The 25,149-nt window shown below is 68.4% G+C and carries 24 protein-coding genes; 13 read left to right on the plus strand and 11 right to left on the minus strand.

What is annotated here, in order from left to right; all coding sequences use genetic code 11:
• Positions 1-2: 2 nt before the first annotated feature.
• The 4 genes from fliI to fliF are packed head-to-tail and all read right to left on the minus strand — an operon-like array spanning position 3 to position 4,974.
• Positions 3-1,556: a flagellar protein export ATPase FliI gene (gene fliI / locus SB786_RS00530; RefSeq protein ID WP_410725705.1), complete on the minus strand. Its 1,554-nt coding sequence runs from the start codon at positions 1,554-1,556 to the stop codon at positions 3-5.
• The gene (fliH, locus tag SB786_RS00535; RefSeq protein ID WP_410725706.1) at positions 1,550-2,233 is read right to left on the minus strand and encodes a flagellar assembly protein FliH; all 684 of its coding nucleotides are present in this window, start codon (positions 2,231-2,233) and stop codon (positions 1,550-1,552) included. The genes fliI and fliH overlap by 7 nt, the downstream gene beginning before the upstream one ends.
• Positions 2,226-3,221 carry a flagellar motor switch protein FliG gene (gene fliG, locus SB786_RS00540; RefSeq protein ID WP_006761726.1) on the minus strand — a complete coding sequence of 332 codons (996 nt, stop codon included), beginning with the start codon at positions 3,219-3,221 and terminating at the stop codon, positions 2,226-2,228. Before fliG ends, fliH begins: the two co-directional genes overlap by 8 nt.
• On the minus strand, positions 3,211-4,974 hold the full coding sequence (fliF, locus tag SB786_RS00545; protein ID WP_410725707.1) for a flagellar basal-body MS-ring/collar protein FliF: 1,764 nt from the start codon (positions 4,972-4,974) through the stop codon (positions 3,211-3,213). The genes fliG and fliF overlap by 11 nt, the downstream gene beginning before the upstream one ends.
• A 249-nt stretch (positions 4,975-5,223) precedes the next feature.
• Here fliF and fliE point away from each other — a divergent pair, with 249 nt between their 5' ends.
• The 6 genes from fliE to SB786_RS00575 all read left to right on the plus strand — a co-directional run bounded on the left by fliE (position 5,224) and on the right by SB786_RS00575 (position 9,232).
• Positions 5,224-5,568, plus strand: a complete 345-nt coding sequence (gene fliE / locus SB786_RS00550) for a flagellar hook-basal body complex protein FliE (RefSeq protein ID WP_006761724.1) — start codon at positions 5,224-5,226, stop codon at positions 5,566-5,568.
• Between the two features lie 149 nt (positions 5,569-5,717).
• Positions 5,718-6,152, plus strand: coding sequence for a flagellar export chaperone FliS (gene fliS, locus SB786_RS00555; protein WP_410725708.1), 435 nt, complete (start codon positions 5,718-5,720; stop codon positions 6,150-6,152).
• Complete coding sequence (locus SB786_RS00560; protein ID WP_006761722.1) at positions 6,149-6,481, plus strand: flagellar protein FliT; 333 nt, start codon at positions 6,149-6,151, stop codon at positions 6,479-6,481. The genes fliS and SB786_RS00560 overlap by 4 nt, the downstream gene beginning before the upstream one ends.
• A gap of 76 nt (positions 6,482-6,557) precedes the next feature.
• Positions 6,558-7,913, plus strand: a complete 1,356-nt coding sequence (locus SB786_RS00565; protein ID WP_410725709.1) for a flagellar hook-length control protein FliK — start codon at positions 6,558-6,560, stop codon at positions 7,911-7,913.
• The gene (locus tag SB786_RS00570; protein WP_410725710.1) at positions 7,910-8,230 is read left to right on the plus strand and encodes an EscU/YscU/HrcU family type III secretion system export apparatus switch protein; all 321 of its coding nucleotides are present in this window, start codon (positions 7,910-7,912) and stop codon (positions 8,228-8,230) included. Before SB786_RS00565 ends, SB786_RS00570 begins: the two co-directional genes overlap by 4 nt.
• A gap of 267 nt (positions 8,231-8,497) precedes the next feature.
• Positions 8,498-9,232 carry a PepSY-associated TM helix domain-containing protein gene (locus tag SB786_RS00575; protein WP_410725711.1) on the plus strand — a complete coding sequence of 245 codons (735 nt, stop codon included), beginning with the start codon at positions 8,498-8,500 and terminating at the stop codon, positions 9,230-9,232.
• A gap of 112 nt (positions 9,233-9,344) precedes the next feature.
• On the opposite strand, the gene SB786_RS00580 is transcribed toward SB786_RS00575, so the two are convergent.
• The 7 genes from SB786_RS00580 to SB786_RS00610 form a co-directional block, all read right to left on the minus strand.
• The gene (locus tag SB786_RS00580) at positions 9,345-10,370 is read right to left on the minus strand and encodes an XdhC family protein (protein WP_410725712.1); all 1,026 of its coding nucleotides are present in this window, start codon (positions 10,368-10,370) and stop codon (positions 9,345-9,347) included.
• Positions 10,371-10,631: 261 nt separating this feature from the next.
• Positions 10,632-12,032: an amino acid permease gene (locus tag SB786_RS00585; protein WP_410725713.1), complete on the minus strand. Its 1,401-nt coding sequence runs from the start codon at positions 12,030-12,032 to the stop codon at positions 10,632-10,634.
• 220 nt (positions 12,033-12,252) lie between these two features.
• A complete protein-coding gene (rqpR, locus tag SB786_RS00590; protein ID WP_175699644.1) occupies positions 12,253-12,909 on the minus strand; it encodes a response regulator transcription factor RqpR in 657 nt (218 codons plus the stop codon).
• A gap of 7 nt (positions 12,910-12,916) precedes the next feature.
• Positions 12,917-13,732 (minus strand): quorum system sensor histidine kinase RqpS, encoded by an 816-nt coding sequence (gene rqpS / locus SB786_RS00595; RefSeq protein WP_410725714.1) that lies wholly within the window; start codon positions 13,730-13,732, stop codon positions 12,917-12,919.
• Between the two features lie 416 nt (positions 13,733-14,148).
• Positions 14,149-14,919, minus strand: coding sequence for a ferredoxin--NADP reductase (locus SB786_RS00600; RefSeq protein WP_006757819.1), 771 nt, complete (start codon positions 14,917-14,919; stop codon positions 14,149-14,151).
• A 293-nt stretch (positions 14,920-15,212) separates the two neighbouring features.
• Positions 15,213-16,028, minus strand: coding sequence for an endonuclease/exonuclease/phosphatase family protein (locus tag SB786_RS00605; protein WP_410725715.1), 816 nt, complete (start codon positions 16,026-16,028; stop codon positions 15,213-15,215).
• Positions 16,029-16,033: 5 nt separating this feature from the next.
• Complete coding sequence (locus SB786_RS00610) at positions 16,034-16,522, minus strand: hypothetical protein (protein WP_410725716.1); 489 nt, start codon at positions 16,520-16,522, stop codon at positions 16,034-16,036.
• 404 nt (positions 16,523-16,926) lie between these two features.
• Here SB786_RS00610 and SB786_RS00615 point away from each other — a divergent pair, with 404 nt between their 5' ends.
• The 7 genes from SB786_RS00615 (at position 16,927) to SB786_RS00645 (ending at position 25,125) form a co-directional block, all read left to right on the plus strand.
• Positions 16,927-17,907 (plus strand): AAA family ATPase, encoded by a 981-nt coding sequence (locus tag SB786_RS00615; RefSeq protein WP_105831977.1) that lies wholly within the window; start codon positions 16,927-16,929, stop codon positions 17,905-17,907.
• Positions 17,908-18,046: 139 nt separating this feature from the next.
• Positions 18,047-19,156, plus strand: a complete 1,110-nt coding sequence (locus SB786_RS00620; RefSeq protein WP_410725717.1) for an NAD(P)/FAD-dependent oxidoreductase — start codon at positions 18,047-18,049, stop codon at positions 19,154-19,156.
• Positions 19,157-19,319: 163 nt separating this feature from the next.
• On the plus strand, positions 19,320-19,631 hold the full coding sequence (locus tag SB786_RS00625; protein WP_006757813.1) for a high-potential iron-sulfur protein: 312 nt from the start codon (positions 19,320-19,322) through the stop codon (positions 19,629-19,631).
• A gap of 193 nt (positions 19,632-19,824) precedes the next feature.
• A complete protein-coding gene (locus SB786_RS00630) occupies positions 19,825-21,132 on the plus strand; it encodes an MFS transporter (RefSeq protein WP_410725718.1) in 1,308 nt (435 codons plus the stop codon).
• 315 nt (positions 21,133-21,447) lie between these two features.
• Positions 21,448-23,076 (plus strand): ABC transporter substrate-binding protein, encoded by a 1,629-nt coding sequence (locus SB786_RS00635; protein ID WP_410725719.1) that lies wholly within the window; start codon positions 21,448-21,450, stop codon positions 23,074-23,076.
• A gap of 116 nt (positions 23,077-23,192) precedes the next feature.
• The gene (locus SB786_RS00640) at positions 23,193-24,203 is read left to right on the plus strand and encodes an ABC transporter permease subunit (RefSeq protein WP_410725720.1); all 1,011 of its coding nucleotides are present in this window, start codon (positions 23,193-23,195) and stop codon (positions 24,201-24,203) included.
• Positions 24,204-24,207: 4 nt separating this feature from the next.
• On the plus strand, positions 24,208-25,125 hold the full coding sequence (locus tag SB786_RS00645; RefSeq protein WP_410725721.1) for an ABC transporter permease subunit: 918 nt from the start codon (positions 24,208-24,210) through the stop codon (positions 25,123-25,125).
• Positions 25,126-25,149 lie beyond the last annotated feature (24 nt).

Below are 25,149 nucleotides of genomic sequence, written 5' to 3' on the forward strand. Positions count from 1 at the left end.
AATCAGCCTCCGTGTACGTCGAACAGCGCATCGAGCCCGGCAAGGCTCGACGCGAACGGCGCGCATTCGCGAAAGCCCTGCTGCAGGAACGATTCGATGCGCGGATAGAGCGCGATCGCGCGGTCGAGCTGCGCGTCGCGGCCCGGCGCATAGGCGCCGACCGCGATCAGGTCGCGATTGCGCTGGTAGCGCGACAGCATCTGCTTGAACTGCCGCACGCGGTCGAGATGCGTTTCGTCGATCAACGCGGTCATCGCGCGGCTGATCGACGCCTCGACGTCGATCGCCGGATAGTGGCCGGCCTCGGCGAGCGCGCGCGACAGCACGATGTGGCCGTCGAGGATCGCGCGCGCCGAGTCGGCGATCGGGTCCTGCTGGTCGTCGCCTTCGGTCAGCACCGTGTAGAACGCGGTGATCGAGCCGCCGCCTTCGGGCCCGTTGCCGGTGCGCTCGACGAGCGCGGGCAGCTTCGCGAACACCGACGGCGGATAGCCCTTGGTCGCGGGCGGCTCGCCGATCGCGAGCGCGATCTCGCGCTGCGCCATCGCGTAGCGCGTCAGCGAATCCATCAGCAGCAGCACGTGCTTGCCCTGGTCGCGGAAATACTCGGCGAGCGACGTCGCGTAGGCCGCGCCCTGCATGCGCAGCAGCGGCGACACGTCGGCCGGCGCCGCAACGACGACCGAGCGCGCGAGCCCGTCTTCGCCGAGGATCTGTTCGATGAATTCCTTCACTTCGCGGCCGCGTTCGCCGATCAGCCCGATCACGATCACCTCCGCGCTGGTGTAGCGCGCCATCGTGCCAAGCAGCACCGACTTGCCGACGCCGGAACCCGCGAACAGGCCCATCCGCTGCCCGCGGCCGACGGTGAGCAGCGCGTTGATCGCGCGCACGCCGACGTCGAGCACGTGGTGGATCGGCTCGCGATCGAGCGGGTTGATCGACGGCGCCGACAGCGAAGCGTCGACCTTCGACGCGAGCGGGCCGAGGCCGTCGAGCGGGCGGCCCGACGCGTCGACGACGCGCCCGAGCATTTCCCAGCCGACCGGCAGCCGTTTGGCGCCTGCGAGCGGATCGGCGACGGGCGCGCTTTCGCGCGGCCACACGCGCGCGCCGGGCAGCACGCCGGCGACGTCGGTGGTCGGCATCAGGAACAGGCGATCGCCGGAGAACCCGACGACTTCTGCTTCCGCGTGCGGCAGCGTGCTGCCGGGCGGCAGTTCGATCGTGCATTCGGCGCCGACCGACAGGCGCAGCCCGATCGCCTCGAGTACGAGGCCCGCGGCGCGCGTGAGGCGCCCGCACGGCCGCAGCGGCAGCGCGCGGTGGCTGCGCGTCGCGAGCCCGTTCAGGTGCGTGCGCCAGTGCGCGAGATGCGGATTGTGCGGGGCGCGCGGCGCATCGTCCGAAACGGGGGCCGCGTGCGGGTCGGCGCCATGTAGGTCGCCATGTACGGCGTCATGCGCGCCGTCGGGGCCGAACGACGCGAGCGCGAGTTCGCGCTCGAGCGGCGTCATCCCGTCGTACAGGATCGATTCGGGCGTGGGCGTCACCATGCGCTCACCTTGCCGATCGCGGCGGCGACCCGCTGCCAGCGGGTGGGCAGCGTCGCGTCGACCTCGCCCGTCGCGGCGTGCGCGAGGCAGCCGCCGCGCTCGATCGACGTGTCGGTGCGCACGGTCCAGCCGAGCGTATCGAGATCGTCCTGCAGATAGGCTTCGACGACGGGCAGGTCGGCCGGATTCACCGCGAGATGCGGCGCGCCGGACAACGCCGGTTCGGCGGCGAGCACGTCGCGCACGGCCGCGACGAGCGCCGCGGGATCGTGCTTCACGTGCTGGCGCACGACCTGCTGCGCGATGTCGAGCGCGAGCTGCGCGAGATCGGACGCGAGATCGTGCTCGGCGCTCGACACGGCTTCGCGGAACGAGGCGGCGAGCGCCGCGAGCTGCGCGGCCTGTTCGCGGGCTTCGGCCTGGCCGGCCGCGAAACCCTGTTCGCGGCCCTGGTCGAAACCGGCCTGGTAACCCAGCGCCTGGCCTTCGACGTGACCGGCCGCATGGCCTTCGGCATGCGCGGCGTCGCGCACGCGCTGCAGTTCCTCGGCGAGCGCGGCGGCGGCCGCGGCCGCGTCGTCGGGCGGCGGCGGGGGCGGCGGCGGATCGAACGACGCCATCTCCCACCGCTGGTACGCGGTGAGGGTGGCGGCCCGATCGCGCACGGAATCAGACATAGGCGTCTTCCGCCTTGCCGCCGATCACGATCTGACCGCTCTCGGCGAGGTTGCGCACGATCTGCAGGATGCGGCGCTGCTGCGTCTCGACCTCGGACACGCGCACCGGGCCGCGTGCGTCGAGATCCTCCGCGAGCAGTTCGGCCGCGCGTTGCGACATGTTCGCGAGGAACTTCTGGCGCAGCGCGGGCGGCGCGCCCTTCAGCGCGATGATCAGCGTTTCCGACTCGACTTCCTTCAGCACCATCTGGATCGCGCGATCCTCGAGGTCGAGCAGGTTCTCGAACACGAACATCTGGTCGACGATCTTCTGCGCGAGGTCGGCGTCGTACTGGCGCACGCTTTCGAGCACGCCTTCTTCATGATTGCTCGTCATGAAGTTGAGGATCTCGGCCGCGGTGCGGATGCCGCCCATCGGGCTGCGCTTCAGGTTGTCGCTGCCGGACAGCAGGCCGGTGAGCACGTCGTCGAGCTCGCGCAGCGCGGCCGGCTGGATGCCGTCGAGCGTCGCGATCCGCAGCAGCACGTCGTTGCGCAGCCGCTCGGTGAAGCACGATGCGATCTCGGACGCCTGGTCGCGGTCGAGATGCACGAGGATCGTCGCGATGATCTGCGGATGCTCGTTCTTGATCAGTTCGGCCACTGCGCCCGAATCCATCCACTTCAGGCCCTCGATGCCGCTCGTGTCGCTGCCCTGCAGGATCCGGTCGATCAGCACGCCGGCCTTGTCCTCGCCGAGCGCCTTGGTCAGCACCGAGCGGATGTATTCGTTCGAATCGAGCGACAGCGCGGTGTGCTGCTCGGCTTCCCTCGCGAATTCCTGCAGCACGCCCTCGACCTGCTCGCGCGTGACGTGCTTCAGCGCGGCCATCGCGGCGCCGATCTTCTGCACCTCGCGCGGCGCGAGGAACTTGAATACTTCAGCGGCCTCTTCCTCGCCGATCGACATCAGCAGCAGCGCGCTCTTGGTCAGGCCTTCAGCGTTCATCGGACACCCAGTTCTTCACGACGGTGGCGACGATCTTCGGATCCTGGCGGGCGATCGTGCGCGCGTAGTCGAGGTTGCGTTCGTAGCGGTTCTTTTCGTTCTCGAAGCCGAGCAGCAGCGGATCGGGCTCGTCGGCCCTCTCCGGCGCGGGCAGGCCGTCGAGCGCGACCGGATCGTCCGGCGCCGCGAGCGCCGGTGCGGCCGGCTCGGGCGGCGGGAACGCGCGGCGCATCGCCGGGCGCACGAACATGAAATAGAGCGCCGCCGCGGCTGCCGCGATGCCGAGCCACTTCGCGGCTTCCTTCGCCATCGCGATCATGTCCGGCTGGCGCCACCACGGCAGGTCGGCGTACGGATCGCCGACGCTCGAGAACGCGCTGTTCACGACGTTGACCGAGTCGCCGCGCTTCTCGTCGTAGCCCATCGCGTCCTTCACGAGCTGCTCGATCTGCGCGAGCTTGGGCGGCGGCAGCGGCTGCATCGTCACGTGGCCCTTCGCGTCGGCGACCGGCTGGTAGTTGACGACGACGGCGACCGACAGCCGCTTCACGTTGCCCATCGGCTGCTCGACGTGGCGGATCGTCTTGTCGAGCTCGTAGTTGGTGGTCTGATCCTTGCGGTCGCTGACGGGCGTCGACTGCGCGCCGTTCTGGCCGTTGCCGGCGACGATCGGCGCGGAGGCCGGCTGCGGCGGCGTGTTCGACAGCGCGCCCGGCACGCCCGATGCGCCGCCCTGCGCGAGTTCGGTCGCGCTGCTGGTCTGCTGGCTGCGGATCGCGGCCTGCTGCGGCGTGCCGTTCGGCGCGTAGCTTTCCGAGGTCTGCTCGAGCTTCGAGAAATCGATGTCGGCGCTGACCTGCGAGCGCGCGTTGCCGGTGCCGAAGATCGGCGCGAGGATCGCATCGATGCGCTTCTGCGTATTGCGCTCGACCTGCTGCACGTACTTGAGCTGGCTCGCGTCGAGGCCGGAGGCCGACGCGGTCTGCGTCAGCAGGTTGCCGTCCTGGTCGACGATCGTCACGTTCTTCGCCGGCATGTCGGGCACGCCGGACGACACCATCCGCGTGATCGCCTGCACCTGGCCCTCGTCGAGCACGCGGCCCGGGTAGAGGTCGACGAACACCGACGCGCTCGGCGCTTCCTTGTCGCGCACGAACACCGACGGCTTCGGGATCGCGAGATGCACGCGCGCGCCGCGCACCGCGTTGATCGATTCGATCGTGCGCTGCAGCTCGCCTTCGAGCGCGCGCTGGTAGTTCACCTGCTCGGCGAACTGGCTGATGCCGAATTTCTGGTTGTCCATCAGCTCGAAGCCGACCGAGCCGCCCTTCGGCAGGCCCAGCGCGGCGAGCTTCAGGCGCGTTTCATGCACCTGGTTCGACGGTACGAGGATCGCGCCGCCGGCGTCGGCGAACTTGTACGGAACGTTGGCCTGCTGGAGCGCGGCGATGATCGCGCCGCCGTCGCGGTCCGACAGGTTGCTGTACAGCACGCGATAGTCGGGCGCGCGGCTCCACAGCACGAGCGCGGTGATCGCGGCGATCGCGAACGCGACGGCGATCAGGAACGGCAGCTTCGGATTGCCCTTCATCCGCGAGATGCCGGGGATGCGTTCCGCGAAACCGCCGAACCCGAAGTCCGCGCCGGCGCCGCCTGCTCCCGGCAACGCGGCGGCCGCGGTGGCGCCTGGCACCGGGCTGGCGAGGCCCGTGCGGGCGTCGGGGTTGATCAGCGAGTTGGCCTGCGAATCCATGCGTGGAGTTTCTCCGGAGCGGGACGACTGAGCCGCTCGGACGAGCGGACGGACAATGACACGGTGCGATTATCGGGATCCGGGCGCGACTCCGATCGACCGAAAAGAGCGGGGTTTCCCCCGTACTTTCGCGGCTTTGGCGTGCGCCGCGCTGCTATCCTTTTTCGCGATCCGGCATGGTGCGCGTGGTGCGGCGCCGGCGCAAACGCCCGGCGGGTCCGGGTCTCTTCTCTTATGTCTGGGGACAGCATGACTGCCAACGTCAGCGGAATCGGTTCGGTGTTGCAACAGATGCAGGCGATGGCCGCGCAGGCGGGCGGCGGCGTCGCGAGCCCGACGGCGGCGCTCGCCGGCTCGGGCGCCGCGACGGCCGGCACGTTCGCGAGCGCAATGAAGGCGTCGCTCGACAAGATCAGCGGCGACCAGCAGCACGCGCTCGGCGAGGCGCAGGCGTTCGAGGTCGGCGCGGCGAACGTGTCGCTGAACGACGTGATGGTCGACATGCAGAAGGCCAACATCGGCTTCCAGTTCGGGCTCCAGGTCCGCAACAAGCTCGTGAGCGCGTACAACGACATCATGCAGATGTCGGTGTGACGAGGCGGTCACGCCGGGCGCGGCCGGGCCGGCGGCCCGCGCGCCTAAAGCTTTTCAATTCCCTTCCGATAACTCCGGTACAAGGCCGCGTCGTCCAACGCAGGGCGGCGGCCTCCGCATAGCCAACGCATCACAAGGAGAAGTAGCGCATGTTTTCCCCAGGACACGCTGGAGCCAGTGCGTACGCGCGTGTCGGCGTCGAGACGGGGGTGATGGGCGCCTCCCCGCACCGGCTGATCGCGATGCTGTACCAGGGCGCGCGGCAGGCCATCGCGCTCGCGCGCATGCACCTGCAGCAGGGCAACGTGCCCGCACGCGGCGAAGCGATCGGCAAGGCGATCGGGATCGTCGAGAGCGGCCTGCAGGCGGCGCTGAACCGTGACGCGGGCGGCGAGATCGCCGGACGCCTGGACGCGCTGTACGCCTATATCGTCCGGCGCTTGCTGGAAGCCAACATGCACGCGAGCGACGCAATGCTGGTCGAGGTCGACGGCCTGCTCGCCACGCTCGAGGATGCGTGGACGGGCATCGCCCCCGAAGTCGCGCGGATGGCCGCGCAACAGGCGGTGGATGCGGCGCGATGAATCTCAAGGCCGAGTACTTCGCCCGCTACGAGGCGCTCGCGGCCGTGTCGGGCCGCATGCTGAGCGCGGCACGCGGTGCCGACTGGAGCGCGCTGCCGGAGTTGCAGGCCGAATTCCTGCGGCTCGTCGACGGGCTGAAGGAGGCCGATCCGGGCGTCGCGCTCGACCAATCGGACCTCGGCCGCAAGCTCGGGCTGATCCGCCGCATCCTCGCCGACGACGCCGCGATCCGCGATCTCGCGAGCCCGGACGTCGCGCGGCTGTCCGCGCTGTTCGAGGCGCGGCGCTCGACCAAGGTATTGACCGATCTCTACCGCGCTCGCGGCTAGTGCCCGTTTGCCCGGGGCGGCGGTTGCCGCGTGCCCGGCTTCGCAACGATGTGGCTGAGGTGAGCAGGCTCCGATCATGACCGGTATCGACTCCGTTGCGGCCGCCCTGCTGGCGAGCCGCCTCGACAGCCTGCTGAGCGGCACCGTGTCGCCGTCGGCCGGCGGCGGCGCGGCCGCGCAGGTCGGCACGCCCGGCGCCGGCGCATCGTCCGCGGCGCCGGCGGGCGGCTCGCCCGTCGCGCCGCCGGCCTCCGCGCAGACCGCATTGTCCGACGTCGCGCTCGTGCTCGACGCGATCTCGCGCTCGGGTGGGGTCGCGACGCCCGTGATCGCCGGGCGCACGCCGCTGCTGGCCGATCCGTCCGTGCTGCTGAGCGTGGCGGCCATGCCGCCGCTCGGGCAGCCGGCAGCCGGCCCGGCTGCGCCGGTTGCCGCTTCTTCCGCTGCATTGCCCGCATCCGACGTCGGGGCCGCGCGCGCCGCGTCGGACGCGCCGCCCGTCGCCGCGCTGCGCGCGGCGCTCGCGCAGGCCGTGAGCGAAAGCGGCCTCTTTTACGAATCCCATCTCGCGCAGTGGCTGGCCGGCCAGCGCCCGCTCGCCGCGCTGCTGCGCGAACCGCAGGCGCGCCTCACGGCCGCGCCGGTGCCGCCGGCCGCGGATGCCGCGCAGCAAGACGCGCCCGATGTGCTCGACGAACTGCTCGCGCAGCGTCTGCCGCTGCCGGCGGCCGCGCGAACCGCCGTGCAGCCGGGCGCACCCGCGCCGGGCGGTGCGGCTCCGCACGCGGCCGCGCAGAACGCGCCGGCGGCCGTCCGGCCGGGCATGGCGTCGAGCACGGCCGGGACGACCGACCCGCTCGGCGACCATCCCGACGCGCGCTGGACGCCCGCGCGCGCCGAACTGGCCGCCGCGTCGGCCGATCCGCAGGCGCAGGCATCGGCTGCGCCCGTGCATCCGGCCGCCGTGCCGATCGTGCGGCAGCAGCTCGACGCGCTGGCGACCGACCAGTTCCGCTGGGCCGGCGAGGCATGGCCCGGCGCGCGTCTCGACTGGACGATCGAGCCCGACGATCCGGGCGGCCACGCGTCGCGCGGCGGCGACGACGCGGGGGACGGAATCGCGTGGCGCACGCGGCTGACGCTGACGCTGCCGTCGCTCGGCACGGTTGACGCGGAACTGGTGTTGAACGGCGCGCAACTCGTCGCGCGGCTGCGCGCGAATTCGGCGGGCGCCGACCGGCTCACGCGCAACGAGGCCGCGCTGCGGCAGCGGTTCGAGGGTTCGGGGCTGCGGCTCGGCGGACTGTCGATCCGCGCGGTCGGCGACGAACCGGACGGCTTCGACCCGCTCGTCGCGCAGGCGGCCGCCGCCGCGTACGCGCGCAGCGCGCCTGGCGGCACGCCGGGCGCCGACGACGAGACGCCGCGATGAGCATGACGTCCCGCAAGCGCGCGGCCGCGCTCGTCTACGATCCGAAAGGCGGCGATGCCGCGCCGCGCGTGGTCGCGAAGGGATACGGCCTGCTCGCCGAGATGATCGTCGCCCGTGCACGCGATGCGGGGCTGTACGTGCATACCGCGCCGGAGATGGTGTCGCTGCTGATGCAGGTCGACCTCGACGACCGCATTCCGCCGCAGCTATACCAGGCCGTGGCGGATTTGCTTGCATGGCTGTATTCGCTCGATCGCGCCGAGCCCGAGCCGGGCGACGCCGCGCCGCGCTTTCCGCTGCCGCCGCTGCGCCGCTGAAGGACTCGGCGGCCCGGTTTCTTGCGAACGGCTGTCGCGGTCTTTCGCAATCGTTTCGTCGGTATTTTTCTTCTATTGCCAGCGATCGGTGCGCAATCCGCTTGCTTTATCGGCTATCGCCGGAGTTCGTCGCTCACCCGCCAGGCGCGGAGCGATTGAGCGGCCGCGTCATTTGTGTAATGATATCCATTCTCATTTTCATGTTATCCGGGCGGCGCGCGCTTTTCCGTGCGTCGCCCGTTGCTTTGAACGGATGGACATTCTCGCGTGAACGCGCCCGAAACGATCGCCCCGCCGCAGGCGGGCATGCCTCCCGCGGACGTCACCGTGCCGCATCCGGCCGCACGTGCGCTGAGCGACGCCGAACTGGCGGCGCGCCGCCAGCGTTCGCGCCGCGCAACCTTCATCAAATGGCTGCGCAAGGTGCACGGCTGGGTCGGACTATGGGGCGCGGTGCTCGGGCTGCTGTTCGGCGTGACGGGCGTGCTGCTCAACCACCGTGCGCCGCCGCTGAAGATCTCGACCGGCGAACCGCAGGTCGAGCAGATGCAGATCGCGTTGCCGGACCCGGCGCCGAAGTCGCCCGCGGCGATGACGAAGTGGCTGCAGCACGAACTGCACTTCGACGGCCGGCCGGGCCGCGTGCGCAAGGAGCCCGCGCAGCCGGTCGCGTGGGGCGACAAGCGCGTGATGCAGCCCGAGCACTGGCAGATGGGCCTGTTCGGGCCGCACCAGAACCTGCAGGCCGAATACTGGGTCGGCAACGGCTACGTGTCGGTGAAGCGCACCGGCAACACGTTCCTGACGACGCTGAACAACCTGCATCGCGGCGTCGGCATGAATCTCGGCTGGGTGCTGCTGATGGACACGATCGCGGGTTCGCTGATCCTGTTGTCGCTGACGGGCGTGCTGCTGTGGACGGAGCTGAACAAGCGCCGCACGGTCGGTGTCGTGCTGGTGGCAGGCTCGGTCGCCGCGGCGCTCGCCGCGGGCCTCGCCTGACGCAACCTATCTAACGCAACCCACCTGACGCAACGGCTGAAACGCGCCGGCTCGGTGCCGGCGCGTGGTGCGCGCATCCGGCGCGACGACGCTGCGCCCGCGCCGGCCGGCCTCAAAGGCCGCAGGTCGCGCCGTTGTTGGCCGCGATCTCGCGGGCGGCCTTCGCACCCTCGACCTGCAGGATCGTCGGCAGCGACACGTTGTTCTTCGCGGCCGTGACCTCGGCGAGGATCGAGATCGCGATTTCCGGCGGCGTGCGGCTGCCGATGTAGATGCCGGCCGGCCCGTGCAGCCGCGCCAGCTGCGCGTCGTTCAGGTCGAATTCGAGCAGCCGCTCGCGCCGCGCCGCGTTGTTGCGCCGCGAGCCGAGCGCGCCCACGTAGAACGCGGGCGTCTTCAGCGCCTCCATCAGCGCGAGATCGTCGAGCTTCGGGTCGTGCGTGAGCGCGATCACGGCCGAACGCGCGTCGAGCTTCATGTCGAGCACGGTGTCGTCGGGCATCGTGTGCACGACGCGCGTGCCCGGCACGTCCCACGCATCCGTGTACTCCTCGCGCGGATCGCAGACCGTCACCTGGTAGTCGAGCCCGACCGCGATCTGGCACAGATAGCGCGACAACTGTCCCGCCCCGATCACGAGCATCCGGTAGCGCGGCCCGTGGATCGTCACGAGCCGTTCGCCGTCGAACGCGAGCCCGTCGGTCGCCTGCGCGGGCGACAGCGACGCGCGGCCGGTCGCAAGCGTCATCGTGCGCGTAACGAGACGGCCGGCTTCCACCTCGGCGCACAACGCGGAGACCCCGCTGTCGCGCGTGAGCGGCTCCAGCACGAGCTGGATCGTGCCGCCGCAGGGCAGCCCGAAGCGGTGCGCTTCCTCGGCCGTCACGCCGTACTTGACCGCTTCCGGGCGCGCATCGGCCGCGATGCCGCTCGCATGCACGCGGGCGATCAGGTCGTCCTCGATGCACCCGCCGGACACGGAGCCGACCACGAGCCCGTCCTCCCGCACGGCGAGCATCGCGCCTTCGGGGCGGGGCGACGAGCCCCACGTCTTCACGACCGTCACGAGCAGCACGCGGCGCCCTTCGTCGAGCCAGCGCGCGCTCGACTTCAGCACGTCGAGATCCACACTTTCCATCGTCGTTACCTCATTGATTGGGCGCATTATGACGCGCCCGCCGCAGCCTTGCTTGCGGTGCGCCGGCGCCGGGCCGAACGGTGGCGGGAATCAGGAGGACCGCTTCGGGCGACCGCTTCGGGCGACCGGCTCGGGCGGCCGGCTCGGATCACCCGCTCAGGCTGCTGCACGCGCTGCCCGTTGCGCCACAAATAAAAACGGCGCGCCCGCGAGGCGGGTGCGCCGTTGCAGCGGAGCGACGCGGTGCGTCGCAGCCGGAGGTCAGTCCGCGTGGCCGCGGGCGAGCTTCGAGTGGTGCCGCGAATACAGGAAGTAGATCACGAGGCCGATCACGAGCCAGATGCCGAACGCGGCCCACGTGACGGGCTGCAGGTTCAGCATCAGGAACAGGCACGCGCCGACCGCGAGGATCGGCACCACCGGCACGCCCGGGCAGCGGAACGCGCGCGGCAGCTCCGGGTGCGTGCGGCGCAGCACCAGCACCGCGATCGACACCATCGAGAACGCGGCGAGCGTGCCGATGTTGATCAGCTCGGCAAGCACGTTCAGCGGCACGAGCGCGGCGATCAGCCCGAAGAACAGGCCGACGAGCCAGGTCGTCAGGAACGGCGTCGCGAAGCGCGGATGCACGCGCGACAGCATCGCCGGCAGCAAGCCGTCGCGCGACATCGCGAAGATGATCCGCGTCTGGCCGTAGCTCATCACGAGGATCACGGTCAGCATGCCGAGCACCGCGCCGAGATCGATGAAGCCCGCGACCCACTTCTCGCCGGCGATCTGCAGCGCATACGAGATCGGGTGCGACACGTTCGCGTACTGGGCCGCCGGCACGATGCCGGTCGCGACCGCCGCGACCGTCACGTACAGCACCGCGCACACGGCGAGCGACGCGATGATGCCGATCGGCAGGTCGCGCTTCGGATTCTTCACTTCCTCGGCCGCCGACGACACCGCGTCGAAGCCGATGAACGCGAAGAACATCACGGCCGCCGCGCCGAACACGCCGTTCCAGCCGTGCGGCATGAACGGCTTCCAGTTCGCGGGCGTCACGTGGAACAGGCCGACCGCGATCACGAGCAGCACCACCGACACCTTGATGAACACCATGATGTTGTTGATGCGGGTCGACTCGCGGATGCCGATCGACAGCAGCGTCGTGATCACCAGCATCACGAGGAACGCGGGCAGGTTGAACCACGTGACGACGCCGGGGAGCGCGCCGGGCGCGGCCGTCAGCACGGTCGGCAGCGCGAGCCCGAAGCCCTGCAGCAGCGACTGCAGGTAGCCCGACCAGCCGACCGACACGGCCGACGCCGCGAGGCCGTATTCGAGCATCAGGTCCCAGCCGATGATCCATGCGACGAGCTCGCCGAGCGTCGCGTACGAGTACGTGTAGATCGAGCCCGCGACTGGAATCGTCGATGCGAATTCGGCGTACGACAGCGCCGCAAGGCCGCACGCGATCGCCGCGATCACGAACGACAGCATCAGCGCGGGGCCGGCCTGAACGGCGCCCGTGCCGGTCAGCACGAAGATCCCGGTGCCGATGATCGCGCCGATGCCGAGGAAGGTGAGGTCGATTGCGCCGAGCGCTTTCTTGAGCCCGGCGCCATGCGCGCCGGCGATCATGCGATCGACGTTTTTCTTGCGGAAGAGGGACATTGCGGATGAGTCTCCAGCGCGCGCGAACGCGGCGGCGCCGAGTGAGAGAAAGAAAACCCGCAATTTTAGCCGATTTGGCGCGCAAGACCCGCTGCAATGCAGCGGCGCGCAGCGGAATCGTCCGATAAAACAAGCGCTTGCACGCAGCGTGCGGCGACCGGCGACGGCACGCGGCCGGCCGGGACGGCGCGCCTCGGGCGATTCCGGTGGACGGGATGGATCAGGCGCCCGACGCGGGCGCCATGTCGACGAGCCGGTTGCTCATCACGTAGAACGTCAGTTCCGCGTTGTTCGACAGCCGCATCTTCTCGAGCAGCCGCGACCGGTACACGCTGACCGTCTTCACCGACAGCGACAACGTGTTCGCGATGTCGGTGAGGCGCTTGCCCGACGCCAGCATGCAGAGCGTCTGGTATTCGCGATCGGACAGCTTCTCGTGCGGCAGCGCTTCGTTCTCGAACGACACGTATTCGGCGAGCGCCTCGGCCATCGCCGGGCTCACGTACTTGCGGCCGGCCGCGACCTGCTGGATCGCGCCGATCATCTGCGCGGCATTCACCGTCTTCGACAGATAGCCGGACGCGCCGGCCTTCAGCGCGCGCACCGCGTACTGATCCTCGCGGTACATCGAGAACATCAGCACCGGCGTGCCCGGCAGCTTGCGCTTGATGCGCTTGAGCAACTCGATGCCGTTGGTGTCCGGCAGCGAGATGTCGAGCAGGATCACGTCGAAGGTCTGGCGGTCGACGGCGGCTACCGCATCGCTGCCGGTTTCGGCTTCGGTCACTTCGCGCGCGACGCCGCGGTCGATCAGCAGGTGGCGGACCCCTTGCCGGACGATCGCGTGATCGTCCACGAGCAGGATGTTCAGGCTCATCGCGACCTCACGAAAGCGACGCGCGGCGCGCGGCGGCCGGCACCGCGAACAGCGAGTTCCACGCGAAGCGCGCGGTGACGCGCGTGCCGCGGCCCGATTCCGGCGCGCTCGTGTCGAAGCTGCCGCCGAACGCGTCGCAGCGTGCGCGCATGCCGGCGAGGCCGTAGCCGACACGCCGGCGGCGGGAGAAACCGGTGCCATCGTCGGTAACGATCAGGGACAGATGCGAGCCGTCCGTGTCGATCCGCACGTCGACGGACGCCGCGCGCGCATGCTTCGCGACGTTCGACAGCGCTTCCTGCGCGACGCGGAAGATCGCGAGCGCGCTCGCGCCGGCGAGCTGCGTGAGCCGTGCGTCGGCCGCGCAGACGAAACTCGTGCGCAGGCCGGTGCGGGCCGCGTGGCTGTCGACCCACGCCGACAGTGCGCCGACGAGCCCGCCGTCGAGCGCCGGCGTGTCGCGCTCGTCGATCAGGCGGCGGTTGGCATCGGTCGCGGCGTCGAGCGCCCGCTGCGCGAGTTCGAGCGCGCGCAGGCAGCCTTCAGGCGCATCGGCCGGCAGCCACGTTTGAACGTTTGCGAGCGCGAAACGGGCAGCGGTGAGTTCGGCGCCGAGCCCGTCATGCAACTCGCCGGCCAGATGGCGGCGGGCGGCTTCGTCGGCGACCATCAGTTGGGTGGACAGCGTCGCGATCCGGGTGGCGGAGGCGTCGCGCTTGGGCAGGGCTTCGGCAACGGGTGCGGCCGCGGCGCGGCTGTGCGCGAGCGGCCGCGACGGGAACGGGGCGTGGGCGCCGGGGGGCGCGTTGAGCGACGTATCCATGACTCTCCCTGCTGTCAGAAAGCGATTCACACACCGGCTGGCTGCGTGGATTGGCTGCCGTTTCGATCGCGGCCGCCGCCAGAGAGTCGCCCCATGTCTAGGTAACAAAAGTTACATCTTGTAACGTTTGAATCCGACCCTTCGATGGCCTTCCGAACAGCGACCGCGCGGGCCGAATAATATCTCAAAAAAACTGAAAAAGTCATGTCGGGCGGACATTTAAGGGTAAATGTGAATAATCGGAACGAACCTGTTGTAGGAAAAACACCGACACGAAAGCGCCGTGGCCGCCCGTATCAAAATGTAACTATTTGAGATGAGATCGTCCCAGTTTGTTACGAATTCGCCAAGGGGGGACGAAAAAAAACCGGAGCTTTTGCTCCGGTTTCTTGATGCGGCACAAATTCGGGGGTCGATCAGTCCACGAATGCGCGCTCGATCACGTAGTGACCCGGCGCGCTGTTCTTGCCTTCGACCAGGCCCGCCTGCTTCAGCAGATCGGTCGTGTCCTTCAGCATCGCGGTGCTGCCGCACAGCATCACGCGGTCGTTTTCCGGCGAGAACGCCGGCACGCCGAGATCCGTGAACAGCTTGCCCGTCGCGATCAGGTCGGTGATCCGGCCCTCGTTGTCGAACGCTTCGCGCGTGACCGTCGGGTAGTAGACGAGCTTTTCCTTGATGATGTCGCCGAGGTACTCGTGGCCCGGCAGGTCGTGCTTGATGTAGTCCATGTACGCCAGCTCGCCCTTCAGGCGGCAGGTGTGCGTCAGGATGACCTTGTCGAAGCGATCGTAGATGTCCGGATCGCGGATGATCGACATGAACGGCGCGAGGCCCGTGCCGGTCGACAGCATCCACAGCGTCTTGCCGGGCAGCAGGTTGTCGGCGACGAGCGTGCCGGTCGGCTTCTTGCCGATCAGCACCGGGTCGCCCACCTTCAGGTGCTGCAGGCGCGACGTCAGCGGGCCGTTCTGGACCTTGATGCTGAAGAATTCGAGGTGCTCTTCGTAGTTCGGGCTGACGATCGAGTAGGCGCGCGCGAGCGGCTTGCCGTCGACTTCGAGGCCGACCATCGTGAATTCGCCGTTGTTGAAGCGCAGGCTCGGCTCACGGGTGCAGGTGAAGCTGAACAGCGTGTCGGTCCAGTGATGGACGGATTGGACGGTGGCGGTGTCGTATTTGCTCATGGCTTTGAAAACGGACGCGCGTAGCGAACGCGTGTAACGGGCCCAAAAACGGGCAAAAAACCGAGTGCGTCGGCCCGATCGCGGATCGGCCGGCCGGCGCGTCGGACACGCGCCTTCTCGATGACAGACGTTTGAGGAACTCGGTATTTTACCCTGCTTGGGGCAGATGCGGGCTTGACCTGCCCGGCTGCGCGGATTTGGCGCAACGAATCATTTCAGCGAGCTTTCAACGATCGGCCGCGAGCTTCGCGCCGAGACCGACGAGCGCGGCGTCGCGCAAGGGCGTCAGTGCGTCAGCGCGGATCGAGGCGCAGCCGCGCGATATACGGCAGGTGGTCCGACAACCACGCGGTTTCGCCGGACGGTGCCTGCCATTCGAGCGGCGTCAGCCCGCGCACGAACATCTTGTCGAGCGCGAGCGCCGGCGAGAACGCGGGGAACGTGCGGCCCGACTGGCCGAGCAGCGTCGCGACCTCGGACAGCCCGATCTCGCCGAACAACGCGACCGAATCGTTGCGCCAGTCGTTGAAGTCGCCGGCGAGCACGAGCGGATCGTCGCCCGCGTTGCGCACGATCCAGTGCGCGATCCAGTGCATCTGGCGCAGCCGCGCGGCGCGCGTGAGCGCGAGGTGCGCGCACAGCAGCGTGACGGGCCGCGAACCGGCGAGCGTCGCGCGCGCGACCAGCAGCCCGCGCCGCTCGAAGCGGTGCGCGGAGATGTCCCAGCGGCCGCCGAGGTCGAGCGGATGCGGCGACAGAATCGCGTTGCCGTGCCGCCACGACGGCTTGAACACGTTCGGCCCGAGTGCGATCTGCCAGTCGAGCGCCTGCGCGATCTCGGTGGCCTGGCAGTGCCACACGTCGTCGACCGCGTCGTCGATCGGTGCGCCGAAGCCGGTTGCAAGCATCGGGCGCGGCATGCGGCGCGCCATCGCTTCCTGCAGAAAATACACGTCGGCGTGCGTCGATTGCATCCAGTTGCGCATCGCATTCCACGCGGTGAAGCCGAGCGGCGAGCGGCCCTTGTGCAGGTTCCAGCTGACCGCGGTGATTTCGTCGGGCGCGGCGTGCGGTTCGGCGAACGGCAGGGACAGGGCGTCGGCGGACATGGCGCTCAGTCCTTCGCGACGCGCGCACGCACGCGATAGACGAGCTGCGGATGCTGCTCGACGAGCGTCCAGTCGGTCCAGGCCTCGCCGCCGACCGACAGCCCCGGATGGCTCGCGACGATCTGCCGCGGCGACGCGGGCACGCACGGATCGCTGCGCGTCGCATTTTCGTCGTCGAGGGTTTCCTGCACGTCGAGCGCGAGCGACACCGTGTGCGCAGCGTCGTCGACGGCGAGCGGCGCGACCGTCACCGAGCGCGAGCGCTCGGTCGGCACGACGCGTGCGGCATTGCCGCAGCCGACGGGCACGGCGGACGGATAGCGATGGGTATCGGTGCGGGTTTGACCGACGGTGGTGCGCTGCTGGAACGTGTCGATCGTCTGACCGTCGCGCACCACCTGGATCTCCCATGCGACGGCGGCCGGTGCGGGGCTCTGCGCATGGGCCGCGAGCGCGACGCTCGCGAGCAGGACGGCCAGGCCGTGTTTCAGCATGAAACTTCTCCGGAAACGCGGGGTAGCGGGGAATGGACGCACATCTTACGCCCGATCGATTTGGACGGTGATGTGACAGGACGCGTCGCCGCAGGTTCGCAGCACGATCCGCTCCTGATCGAAAGGTAGGTGCGCGTCACGCGTTTTCAAGCGAAAAAGCGCGTGAACCCGGCGACGCGCGCGCTCCGTGACAAGGCGGGTTTTCGAGCGCGTCCGGATCGTAGCGAGGCCGGCGCGACGGCCGGTGAACACTCGATGATACGCCGCGCGGCGCGGCGCTGCAGTGTGCGCGCGGTGTTAGCAGCAGACTCGGACGGCTGCTTGCTTGCACGCCGATGCGGGATCGCTACACTGAAATCGTAAGGGTCTGATGGTCGTGTGACGGCAGCAGAAGCGAGGTAGGTATGACGACGGCGATGGTGAAACAGGAACTGGCGGTGGCATCCTTCAGCACGGTGTACGACCTCGAACAGGTCGAGACCGCGCTCAACGACTTGAACGAGAGCGCGAGCGACGCACTGCGCGCCACCTACGAGCGGATGCTCAAGACGGGCAATCTGCGCTTTTGCGTGAAGCCGAACCGGATGCCGTCGTTCGACGAACTCGGCGACGCGCTGCCCAATTTCACCGAGCCGCTCGACGACGTGCGCAAGCAGGTCGCGCTGTGCCTCGAGACCGACGACCGGCTCGAACTGATGCCGATCCTGCTGCTCGGGCCGCCCGGCATCGGCAAGACGCATTTCGCGAAGGCGCTCGCGAAGCTGCTCGGCACCGCGTACCACTACGTGCCGATGAGTTCGCTGACGGCCGGCTGGATCCTGTCGGGCGCGTCGTCGCAATGGAAGAACGCGAAGCCCGGCAAGGTGTTCGAGGCGCTCGTCAACGGCAGCTACGCGAACCCGGTGATCGCGGTCGACGAGATCGACAAGGCCGGCAGCGACGCGCAATACGATCCGCTCGGCGCGCTGTACGCGTTGCTCGAGCACGACACGGCGCGTGCGTTCGTCGACGAATTCGCCGAAGTGCCGATCGATGCGGGCAACGTGATCTGGATCGCGACCGCGAACGAAGCGCAGGCGATTCCGGAGCCGCTGCTGAACCGGATGAACGTGTACGAGATCGCACCGCCCGATGCAGCCGGCGCGCGACGGATCGCGCAGACGATCTACGACGAGATCCGCACGTCGCACGCGTGGGGGCAGCGCTTCCCCGACACGCTCGACGACGACGCGCTCGACGTGCTCGCGGCGACGCCGCCGCGCACGATGCGCCGCGCGCTGCTGCATGCGTTCGGCGCCGCGCGGCTCGACGGCCGCGACGTGATCGCACCGTCCGACATCCGCGCCGACGAGGGGGCAGCGAAGCGCCGGCCGATCGGATTCTGAGGCGGCGGCGCGCGGTTCGCCGCGGCCCGCGGCATCGCGGCGCGCGCGTACATGTCGATACACATGGGTTCGGCAAGCGGGCGAACCGGGACGTACAATTCCTTTCTCTCCCCTCGACGCGTGAGCGACGCGAAACGCCATGGAGCAGACGGATTGTGTGGTGATCGGCGCAGGTGTCGTCGGTCTTGCGATTGCGCGTGAGCTGGCCGCGCGCGGGCGCGAAACGATCGTGCTCGAGGCGGCCGATGCGATCGGCACGGGCACGAGCTCGCGCAACAGCGAGGTGATTCACGCGGGGCTCTACTACCCGCGCGGCACGCTGAAGGCGATGTCGTGCGTGCGCGGGCGCGAACTGCTGTACGAATTCTGCGAAACGCATCATGTGCCGCACCGGCGCATCGGCAAGCTGATCGTCGCGACGAGCGTCGCGCAGGTGAAGCAGTTGAAGGCGCTCGCCGCGCGCGCGGCGGAAAACGGCGTGCTCGACCTGCTGCCGCTCACGCGCGCCGAGGCGCAGACGCTCGAGCCCGCGCTCGACTGCGTGGAGGCGGTGTTCTCGCCGTCCACCGGCATCGTCGACAGCCACCAGTTGATGCTCGCGCTGCTCGGCGACGCGCAGCGCAACGGTGCGACGTGCGCGCTGAAATCCCCGGTCGAGTCGATCGACGTGCTGCGCGGCGGCCGCTTCGTCGTGCGCACCGGTGGCGACGCGCCGGCCGAAATCGAGGCGGCGTGCGTGATCAACAGCGCGGGCCTCGGCGCGCAGGCGCTCGCGCGCCGCACGCGCGGCCTCGACCCGCACTGGGTGCCGCCGCTCTATCTCGCGCGCGGCAACTACTTCAGCCTGTCCGGGCGCGCGCCGTTCTCGCACCTCGTGTATCCGATGCCCGAGCGGGGCGGGCTCGGCATCCACCTGACGCTCGACCTGGCCGGGCAGGCGCGCTTCGGCCCGGACGTCGAATGGGTCGATGCGCTGCGCTACGAAGTCGATCCGGCGCGCGCGCACGCGTTCTACGCGTCGATCCGCGCATACTGGCCCGAACTGCCCGACGACGCGCTGCAGCCGGCCTACTCCGGGATCCGGCCGAAGCTCGCGGGGCCGGGCGAGCCGCCGGCCGATTTCATCGTGCAGGGCGCCGCGCAGCACGGCGTGCGCGGGCTCGTGAACCTGTTCGGCATCGAGTCGCCGGGGCTGACCGCGTCGCTCGCGCTCGCGCAGCGCGTGGGCGACATGACGTCGAACGCGTGACGCGCACGGTCGGCGCCGGTCCGGGTCGACCGTGCCGAGCCCCCCGTGTGAAATCCCTTATCTCCAGCATTTCGGCGCGCACATTTGTGCGCTTGGCGGGTATTCTGTCGAACGGCCGTCGCCAGAACGGCTTTCAAACCAATAACGTTGGAGCGAGTCCCCCATGAAAACAACCCGTCGGAGTTTCCTGATCACGAGCATTGGCGCCGTGTCCGCGCTGGCGCTGTCGCGCGAGGCGCTGGCCGATGCGCCGATGCTGCCGGAAACCGATCCGACCGCCGTGGCGCTCGGCTACAAGGCCGATGCCACGAAGGTCGACAAGACGAAGTATCCGAAATACGCAGCGGGCCAGGATTGCGCGGCCTGCATGCTGTACCAGGGCAAGAAGGGCTCGGCTTCGGGTCCGTGCGGCGCGTTCCCCGGCAAGCAGGTGTCGGCGAAGGGCTGGTGCAGCGCATTCTCGAAGATGGGTTGACGTGCGCAGCGGCATCGTGCGGTGCCGCAATGTGGCGAAAACCGCGAAACGCCCGCCATCGGAAGATGGCGGGCGTTTTTTATGCTTGAAAACGGTTCCGTCGCTTTCTACACTCGCTGCACACCAGCGCGCCGCGGTACCTCCGCGCGCCCCACACCGCCCGAGACGGCGAATTCACGAGGACGAGGCACGCATGGCGACGATTGCGAATTCAACGAAAACGGCCCGGCCCGAGCGTGCGCTGAACCGGCGCGCGGTCGTGGCGGCGGTGATCGGCAACGCGCTCGAGTGGTACGACTTCACGGTGTTCGGCTTCATGACGGTCGTGATCGCCGAACTGTTCTTCCCGACTTCCAGTGAATATTCTTCGCTGCTGCTGACCACCGCGACATTCGGCGTGGCATTCTTCATGCGCCCGATCGGCGGCATCGTGTTCGGCCTCTATGCGGACCGCGCGGGCCGCAAGGCCGCGCTGTCGCTCGTGATCCTGCTGATGACAGCCGGCATCTTCCTGCTCGCGATCGCCCCGCCCTATGCGGCGATCGGCATCGGCGGCCCGCTGCTGATCGTGCTCGGCCGCCTGCTGCAGGGTTTCTCGGCCGGCGGCGAATTCGGCAGCGCGACCGCGCTGCTGATCGAAGCCGCGCCGTTCTCGAAACGCGGTTTCTACGGCAGCTGGCAGATGGCGAGCCAGGCGGCCGCGCTGCTGATCGGCGCGCTGGTCGGCGCGGCGATCACGCGCGGGCTGTCGCACGACGCGCTGCGCAGCTGGGGCTGGCGCGTGCCGTTCATCCTCGGGCTCGTGATCGGTCCGATCGGCTTCTATATCCGCCGTCATCTCGCCGATTCCGAAGCATTCCTGCATGCGCAGCAAAGCGCGCGCCGCGCGACGCTCGGCGAAGTGTTCACGCGCTATCCGCGCGAGGTGCTGTGCGGGCTCGGCTCGGTGATCGCGCTGACGGTGACGATCTACGTGCTGATCAGCTATCTGCCGACCTTCGCGGTGAAGCAGCTGAAGCTGCCGTATGCGGAATCGTTCTACGCGGTGATCATCGGCAATCTGCTGCTGATGGTGCTGTCGCCGATCGCGGGCGCGTGGTCGGACCGCATCGGCCGCAAGGGGCTGTCGCTGTGGTCGCTCGTGCTGACGCTCGCGCTGATGTACCCGCTGTTCGCGTGGCTCGACGCCGCGCCGAGCATCGGGCGGCTGATCGCGGTGCAGGCCGTGCTGTCGGTGACGCTCGCGGGCTACTACGGGCCGTTCGGCGCGATGATCGCCGAGCTGTTCCCGGCCAACGTGCGCTCGACCGGGCTGTCGATCGCGTACAACGTCGCGGTGATGTTGTTCGGCGGGTTCGGGCAATTCATCGTCACATGGCTGATCAAGGCGACGGGTACGCCGCTCGCGCCCACCTACTACGTGATGGCGGGGCTCGCGCTGTCGATCGTCGCGGTCGCATTCGTGCCCGCGCGCAGCGCGGATCTCGACGCGCCGGCCTGAGCGCGCATGGCAGCGCACGCACCGCATCGTTTCGAAGGCTGCAACGATGCGCGGCATGGCCCGAAAACGACGTGACATGCCGTCGCTTGCGCGCACGGATTGTTTAGTTGATGAAGGAAAACACACGCCGGATCGGCGAAATGGACGCTCGCGCGCGCAGACGCACTTTTCGCGTGTGCCAGACATCCGCAAAAACCCGCGGAAATGCGTCTAGAAGAGTTTTTTCTCCAGCTTGTTGCAGAATCGCTAGCTCAAGTAATATCCGCGTACCCGGCCCCTGGGGGACCGGTTCCGATCTGGAAACCTGGAGGAAACATGGAATACAACCGTCTGTTGCACACCCTGCGTGTTACCGCCATTGCAGGCGTGGCAGCGGCATCGCTCGGCGTCGCGGGTTCTGCATTCGCACAGATCCCGAACAAAACACTCGTCTACTGCTCAGAAGGCAGCCCGGCGGGTTTTGATTCCGCGCAATTCACGACCGGCGTCGATTTCACGGCCGCCACGTTCACCGTCTACAACCGACTCGTCGAATTCGAGCGCGGCGGCACGAAGGTCGAGCCGGGCCTCGCGGAGAAGTGGGACGTCTCGTCCGACGGCAAGGTGTACACGTTCCACCTGCGTCATGGCGTGAAGTTCCACACGACCGACTTCTTCAAGCCGACGCGCGAATTCAACGCGGACGACGTCGTATTCTCGTTCGAGCGCATGCTCGATCCGAACCAGGCGTTCCGCAAGGCCTACCCGGTGTCGTTCCCGTACTTCACCGACATGGGCCTCGACAAGCTGATCACGAAGATCGAGAAGGTCGATCAGTACACCGTGAAGTTCACGCTGGCCGAACCGAACGCACCGTTCATCCAGAACATGGCGATGGAATTCGCGTCGATCCTGTCGGCCGAGTACGGCGACCAGCTGATGAAGGCCGGCAAGGCCGCCGACATCAACCAGAAGCCGGTCGGCACGGGCCCGTTCATCTTCCGCAGCTACACGAAGGACGCGACGATCCGTTTCGACGGGAATCCTGACTACTGGAAGAAGGGCGCGGTGAAGCTGTCGAAGCTGATCTTCTCGATCACGCCGGACCCCGGCGTGCGCGTGCAGAAGATCAAGCGCAACGAATGCCAGGTGATGAGCTATCCGCGTCCGGCCGACATCGCGACGCTGAAGGCCGACTCGGGCATCGACATGCCGTCGCAGCCGGGCTTCAACCTCGGCTATCTCGCGTACAACGTCGAGCACAAGCCGGTCGACAAGCTCGAGGTGCGTCAGGCACTCGACATGGCGATCAACAAGAAGGCGATCCTCGAATCCGTCTATCAGGGCGCGGGCCAGGCCGCCACCGCGCCGGTGCCGCCGACCCAATGGTCGTACGACAAGAACCTGAAGATGCCCGCGTACGACACCGCGAAGGCGAAGGCGCTGCTCACGAAGGCCGGCTTCCCGAACGGTTTCGACATCACGCTGTGGGCAATGCCGGTGCAGCGCGCGTACAACCCGAACGCCCGCCTGATGGCCGAGATGATCCAGGCCGACTGGGCGAAGATCGGCGTGAAGGCGAAGATCGTCACGTACGAGTGGGGCGAGTACATCAAGCGCGCGCACACGGGCGAGCAGGACACGATGCTGATCGGCTGGACGGGCGACAACGGCGATCCGGACAACTGGCTCGGCACGCTGCTCGGCTGCGAGGCGATCAAGGGCAACAACTTCTCGCACTGGTGCTACAAGCCGTTCGACGAGCTGGTTCAGAAGGGCCGCACGACGACGGGCCAGGACGCGCGCACGAAGATCTACACGCAGGCTCAGCAGATCTTCGCGCAGCAGCTGCCGTTCTCGCCGATCGCCAACTCGACGGTCTATCAGCCGGTACGCAAGAACGTGGTCGACATGCGCATCGAGCCGCTCGGCTATGCTCGCTTCGACGGTGTCGGCGTGAAGTAATGCGGCCCGTGTAAGCTGCTGCAACGATCGAGAAGGCACTATTCTTCCGGCGGCGGGAGGCCAAAAGCTTCCCGTCGCCGGTCGCACATTTCCCACAAGAAAATACGAGCCGCATCATGTTCACATTCGTGTTGCGCCGCGTGGGCATGGTGATCCCGACCTTCATCGGCATCACCATCCTGGCGTTTGCGCTGATTCACCTGATACCGGGCGACCCCATCGAAGTGATGATGGGCGAGCGCGGCGTCGATCCCGCGATGCATGCGGAGGCAATGAAGCGGCTCGGCCTCGACCAGCCGCTGCCGCTGCAGTACATCCACTACATCGGCCGTGCGCTGCACGGCGACCTCGGCACGTCGATCATCACCAACACGAGCGTCGCGGGCGAATTCTTCGCGCGCTTCCCGGCGACGGTCGAGCTGTCGCTGTGCGCGCTCGTGTTCGCGCTCGTGGTCGGCCTGCCGGCCGGCGTGATCGCCGCGCTGCGACGCGGCTCGGCCATCGATCACGGCGTGATGGGCACCGCGCTCACCGGCTATTCGATGCCGATCTTCTGGTGGGGGCTGATCCTCATCATGGTGTTTTCGTCGTATCTCGGCTGGACGCCCGTGTCGGGGCGCATCGCGGTCGAATACGACTTCCCGCACCCGACGGGCTTCATGCTGATCGACGCGCTGCTCGCGCCCGATGAAGGTTCGTTCAAGTCGGCGGTCAGCCACCTGATCCTGCCCGCGATCGTGCTCGGCACGATCCCGCTCGCGGTGATCGCGCGGATGACGCGCTCGTCGATGCTCGAAGTGCTGCGCGAGGACTACATCCGCACCGCCCGCGCGAAGGGGTTGTCGCCCGCGCGCGTGGTCGTCGTGCATGCACTGCGCAACGCGCTGATCCCGGTCGTCACCGTGATCGGCCTGCAGATCGGCACGCTGCTCGCGGGCGCCGTGCTGACCGAGACGCTCTTTTCGTGGCCCGGCATCGGCAAGTGGCTGATCGATGCGATCGGCCGTCGCGACTATCCGGTCGTCCAGGGCGGCATCCTGCTGATCGCGACGCTCGTGATCGTCGTGAACCTGGTCGTCGACCTGCTGTACGGCGTGCTGAATCCGCGCATCCGCCACACGAGGTAATTCCATGAGCAATCTGCAAAACACCCTGCCGAGCGAGTCCGCGCCGGCCGGCGGCCGTGCGCTCGCGCTGCGCGAGTTCTGGGCCAACTTCTCGCGCAACCGCGGCGCGGTCGGCGCCGGCATCGTCGTGCTGGTGCTGATCCTGGTCGCGCTGCTCGCACCGCTGCTCGCGCCGCACAGCCCGGTCGAGCAATACCGCGACTACGTGAAGATCCCGCCCGCGTGGCTCGAAGGCGGCAACTGGCGCTTCATCCTCGGCACCGACGAAGCGGGCCGCGACATTCTTTCGCGGCTGATGTTCGGCGCGCGGATGTCGTTCTGGATCGGCTTCGTGTCGGTCGTGCTCGCGCTGATCCCCGGCATCGTGCTCGGGCTGGTCGCCGCGTTCTTCCAGAAGTGGGCCGACACGCCCGTGATGCGCATCATGGACGTGCTGCTCGCGCTGCCGTCGCTGCTGCTCGCGGTCGCGGTGGTTGCGATCATCGGCCCGGGCCTCACCAACACGATGTTCGCGATCGCGATCGTCGCGCTGCCGGCCTATGTGCGTCTCACGCGCGCGTCGGCGCTCGGCGAACTGCAGAAGGAGTACGTGACGGCGTCGCGCGTGGCCGGGGCCGGCACGGTGCGCCTGATGTTCTCGCAGGTGCTGCCGAACTGCACGGCGCCGCTGATCGTGCAGGCGACGCTCGGCTTCTCGTCGGCGATTCTCGACGCGGCCGCGCTCGGCTTTCTCGGCCTCGGCGTGCAGCCGCCGACCGCCGAGTGGGGCGCGATGCTCGCGTCCGCGCGCGACTACATCGACAACGCATGGTGGATCGTGACGATGCCCGGCCTGTCGATCCTGATTTCGGTGCTCGCGATCAACCTGCTCGGCGACGGGCTGCGCGACGCGCTCGATCCCAAACTGAAGCGGATGGCGTGACATGAAACAACCCCCACACTCTCT

This window comes from Burkholderia sp. SIMBA_062 (assembly GCF_046534765.1).
Lineage (GTDB): Bacteria > Pseudomonadota > Gammaproteobacteria > Burkholderiales > Burkholderiaceae > Burkholderia > Burkholderia ambifaria.

Coding starts and splice junctions, on each gene's coding strand:
- SB786_RS00615 (WP_105831977.1), top strand. CDS start 16,927: ATGACGACGGCGATGGTGAAACAGGAACTGGCGGTGGCATCCTTCAGC.
- SB786_RS00585 (WP_410725713.1), bottom strand. CDS start 12,032: ATGTCCCTCTTCCGCAAGAAAAACGTCGATCGCATGATCGCCGGCGCG.
- SB786_RS00560 (WP_006761722.1), top strand. CDS start 6,149: ATGAATCTCAAGGCCGAGTACTTCGCCCGCTACGAGGCGCTCGCGGCC.
- fliI (WP_410725705.1), bottom strand. CDS start 1,556: ATGGTGACGCCCACGCCCGAATCGATCCTGTACGACGGGATGACGCCG.
- SB786_RS00610 (WP_410725716.1), bottom strand. CDS start 16,522: ATGCTGAAACACGGCCTGGCCGTCCTGCTCGCGAGCGTCGCGCTCGCG.
- fliH (WP_410725706.1), bottom strand. CDS start 2,233: ATGTCTGATTCCGTGCGCGATCGGGCCGCCACCCTCACCGCGTACCAG.
- SB786_RS00570 (WP_410725710.1), top strand. CDS start 7,910: ATGAGCATGACGTCCCGCAAGCGCGCGGCCGCGCTCGTCTACGATCCG.
- SB786_RS00620 (WP_410725717.1), top strand. CDS start 18,047: ATGGAGCAGACGGATTGTGTGGTGATCGGCGCAGGTGTCGTCGGTCTT.
- SB786_RS00600 (WP_006757819.1), bottom strand. CDS start 14,919: ATGAGCAAATACGACACCGCCACCGTCCAATCCGTCCATCACTGGACC.
- SB786_RS00625 (WP_006757813.1), top strand. CDS start 19,320: ATGAAAACAACCCGTCGGAGTTTCCTGATCACGAGCATTGGCGCCGTG.
- fliE (WP_006761724.1), top strand. CDS start 5,224: ATGACTGCCAACGTCAGCGGAATCGGTTCGGTGTTGCAACAGATGCAG.
- SB786_RS00580 (WP_410725712.1), bottom strand. CDS start 10,370: ATGGAAAGTGTGGATCTCGACGTGCTGAAGTCGAGCGCGCGCTGGCTC.
- SB786_RS00605 (WP_410725715.1), bottom strand. CDS start 16,028: ATGTCCGCCGACGCCCTGTCCCTGCCGTTCGCCGAACCGCACGCCGCG.
- fliG (WP_006761726.1), bottom strand. CDS start 3,221: ATGAACGCTGAAGGCCTGACCAAGAGCGCGCTGCTGCTGATGTCGATC.
- SB786_RS00635 (WP_410725719.1), top strand. CDS start 21,448: ATGGAATACAACCGTCTGTTGCACACCCTGCGTGTTACCGCCATTGCA.
- rqpS (WP_410725714.1), bottom strand. CDS start 13,732: ATGGATACGTCGCTCAACGCGCCCCCCGGCGCCCACGCCCCGTTCCCG.
- SB786_RS00565 (WP_410725709.1), top strand. CDS start 6,558: ATGACCGGTATCGACTCCGTTGCGGCCGCCCTGCTGGCGAGCCGCCTC.
- rqpR (WP_175699644.1), bottom strand. CDS start 12,909: ATGAGCCTGAACATCCTGCTCGTGGACGATCACGCGATCGTCCGGCAA.
- fliS (WP_410725708.1), top strand. CDS start 5,718: ATGTTTTCCCCAGGACACGCTGGAGCCAGTGCGTACGCGCGTGTCGGC.
- SB786_RS00630 (WP_410725718.1), top strand. CDS start 19,825: ATGGCGACGATTGCGAATTCAACGAAAACGGCCCGGCCCGAGCGTGCG.
- fliF (WP_410725707.1), bottom strand. CDS start 4,974: ATGGATTCGCAGGCCAACTCGCTGATCAACCCCGACGCCCGCACGGGC.
- SB786_RS00640 (WP_410725720.1), top strand. CDS start 23,193: ATGTTCACATTCGTGTTGCGCCGCGTGGGCATGGTGATCCCGACCTTC.
- SB786_RS00645 (WP_410725721.1), top strand. CDS start 24,208: ATGAGCAATCTGCAAAACACCCTGCCGAGCGAGTCCGCGCCGGCCGGC.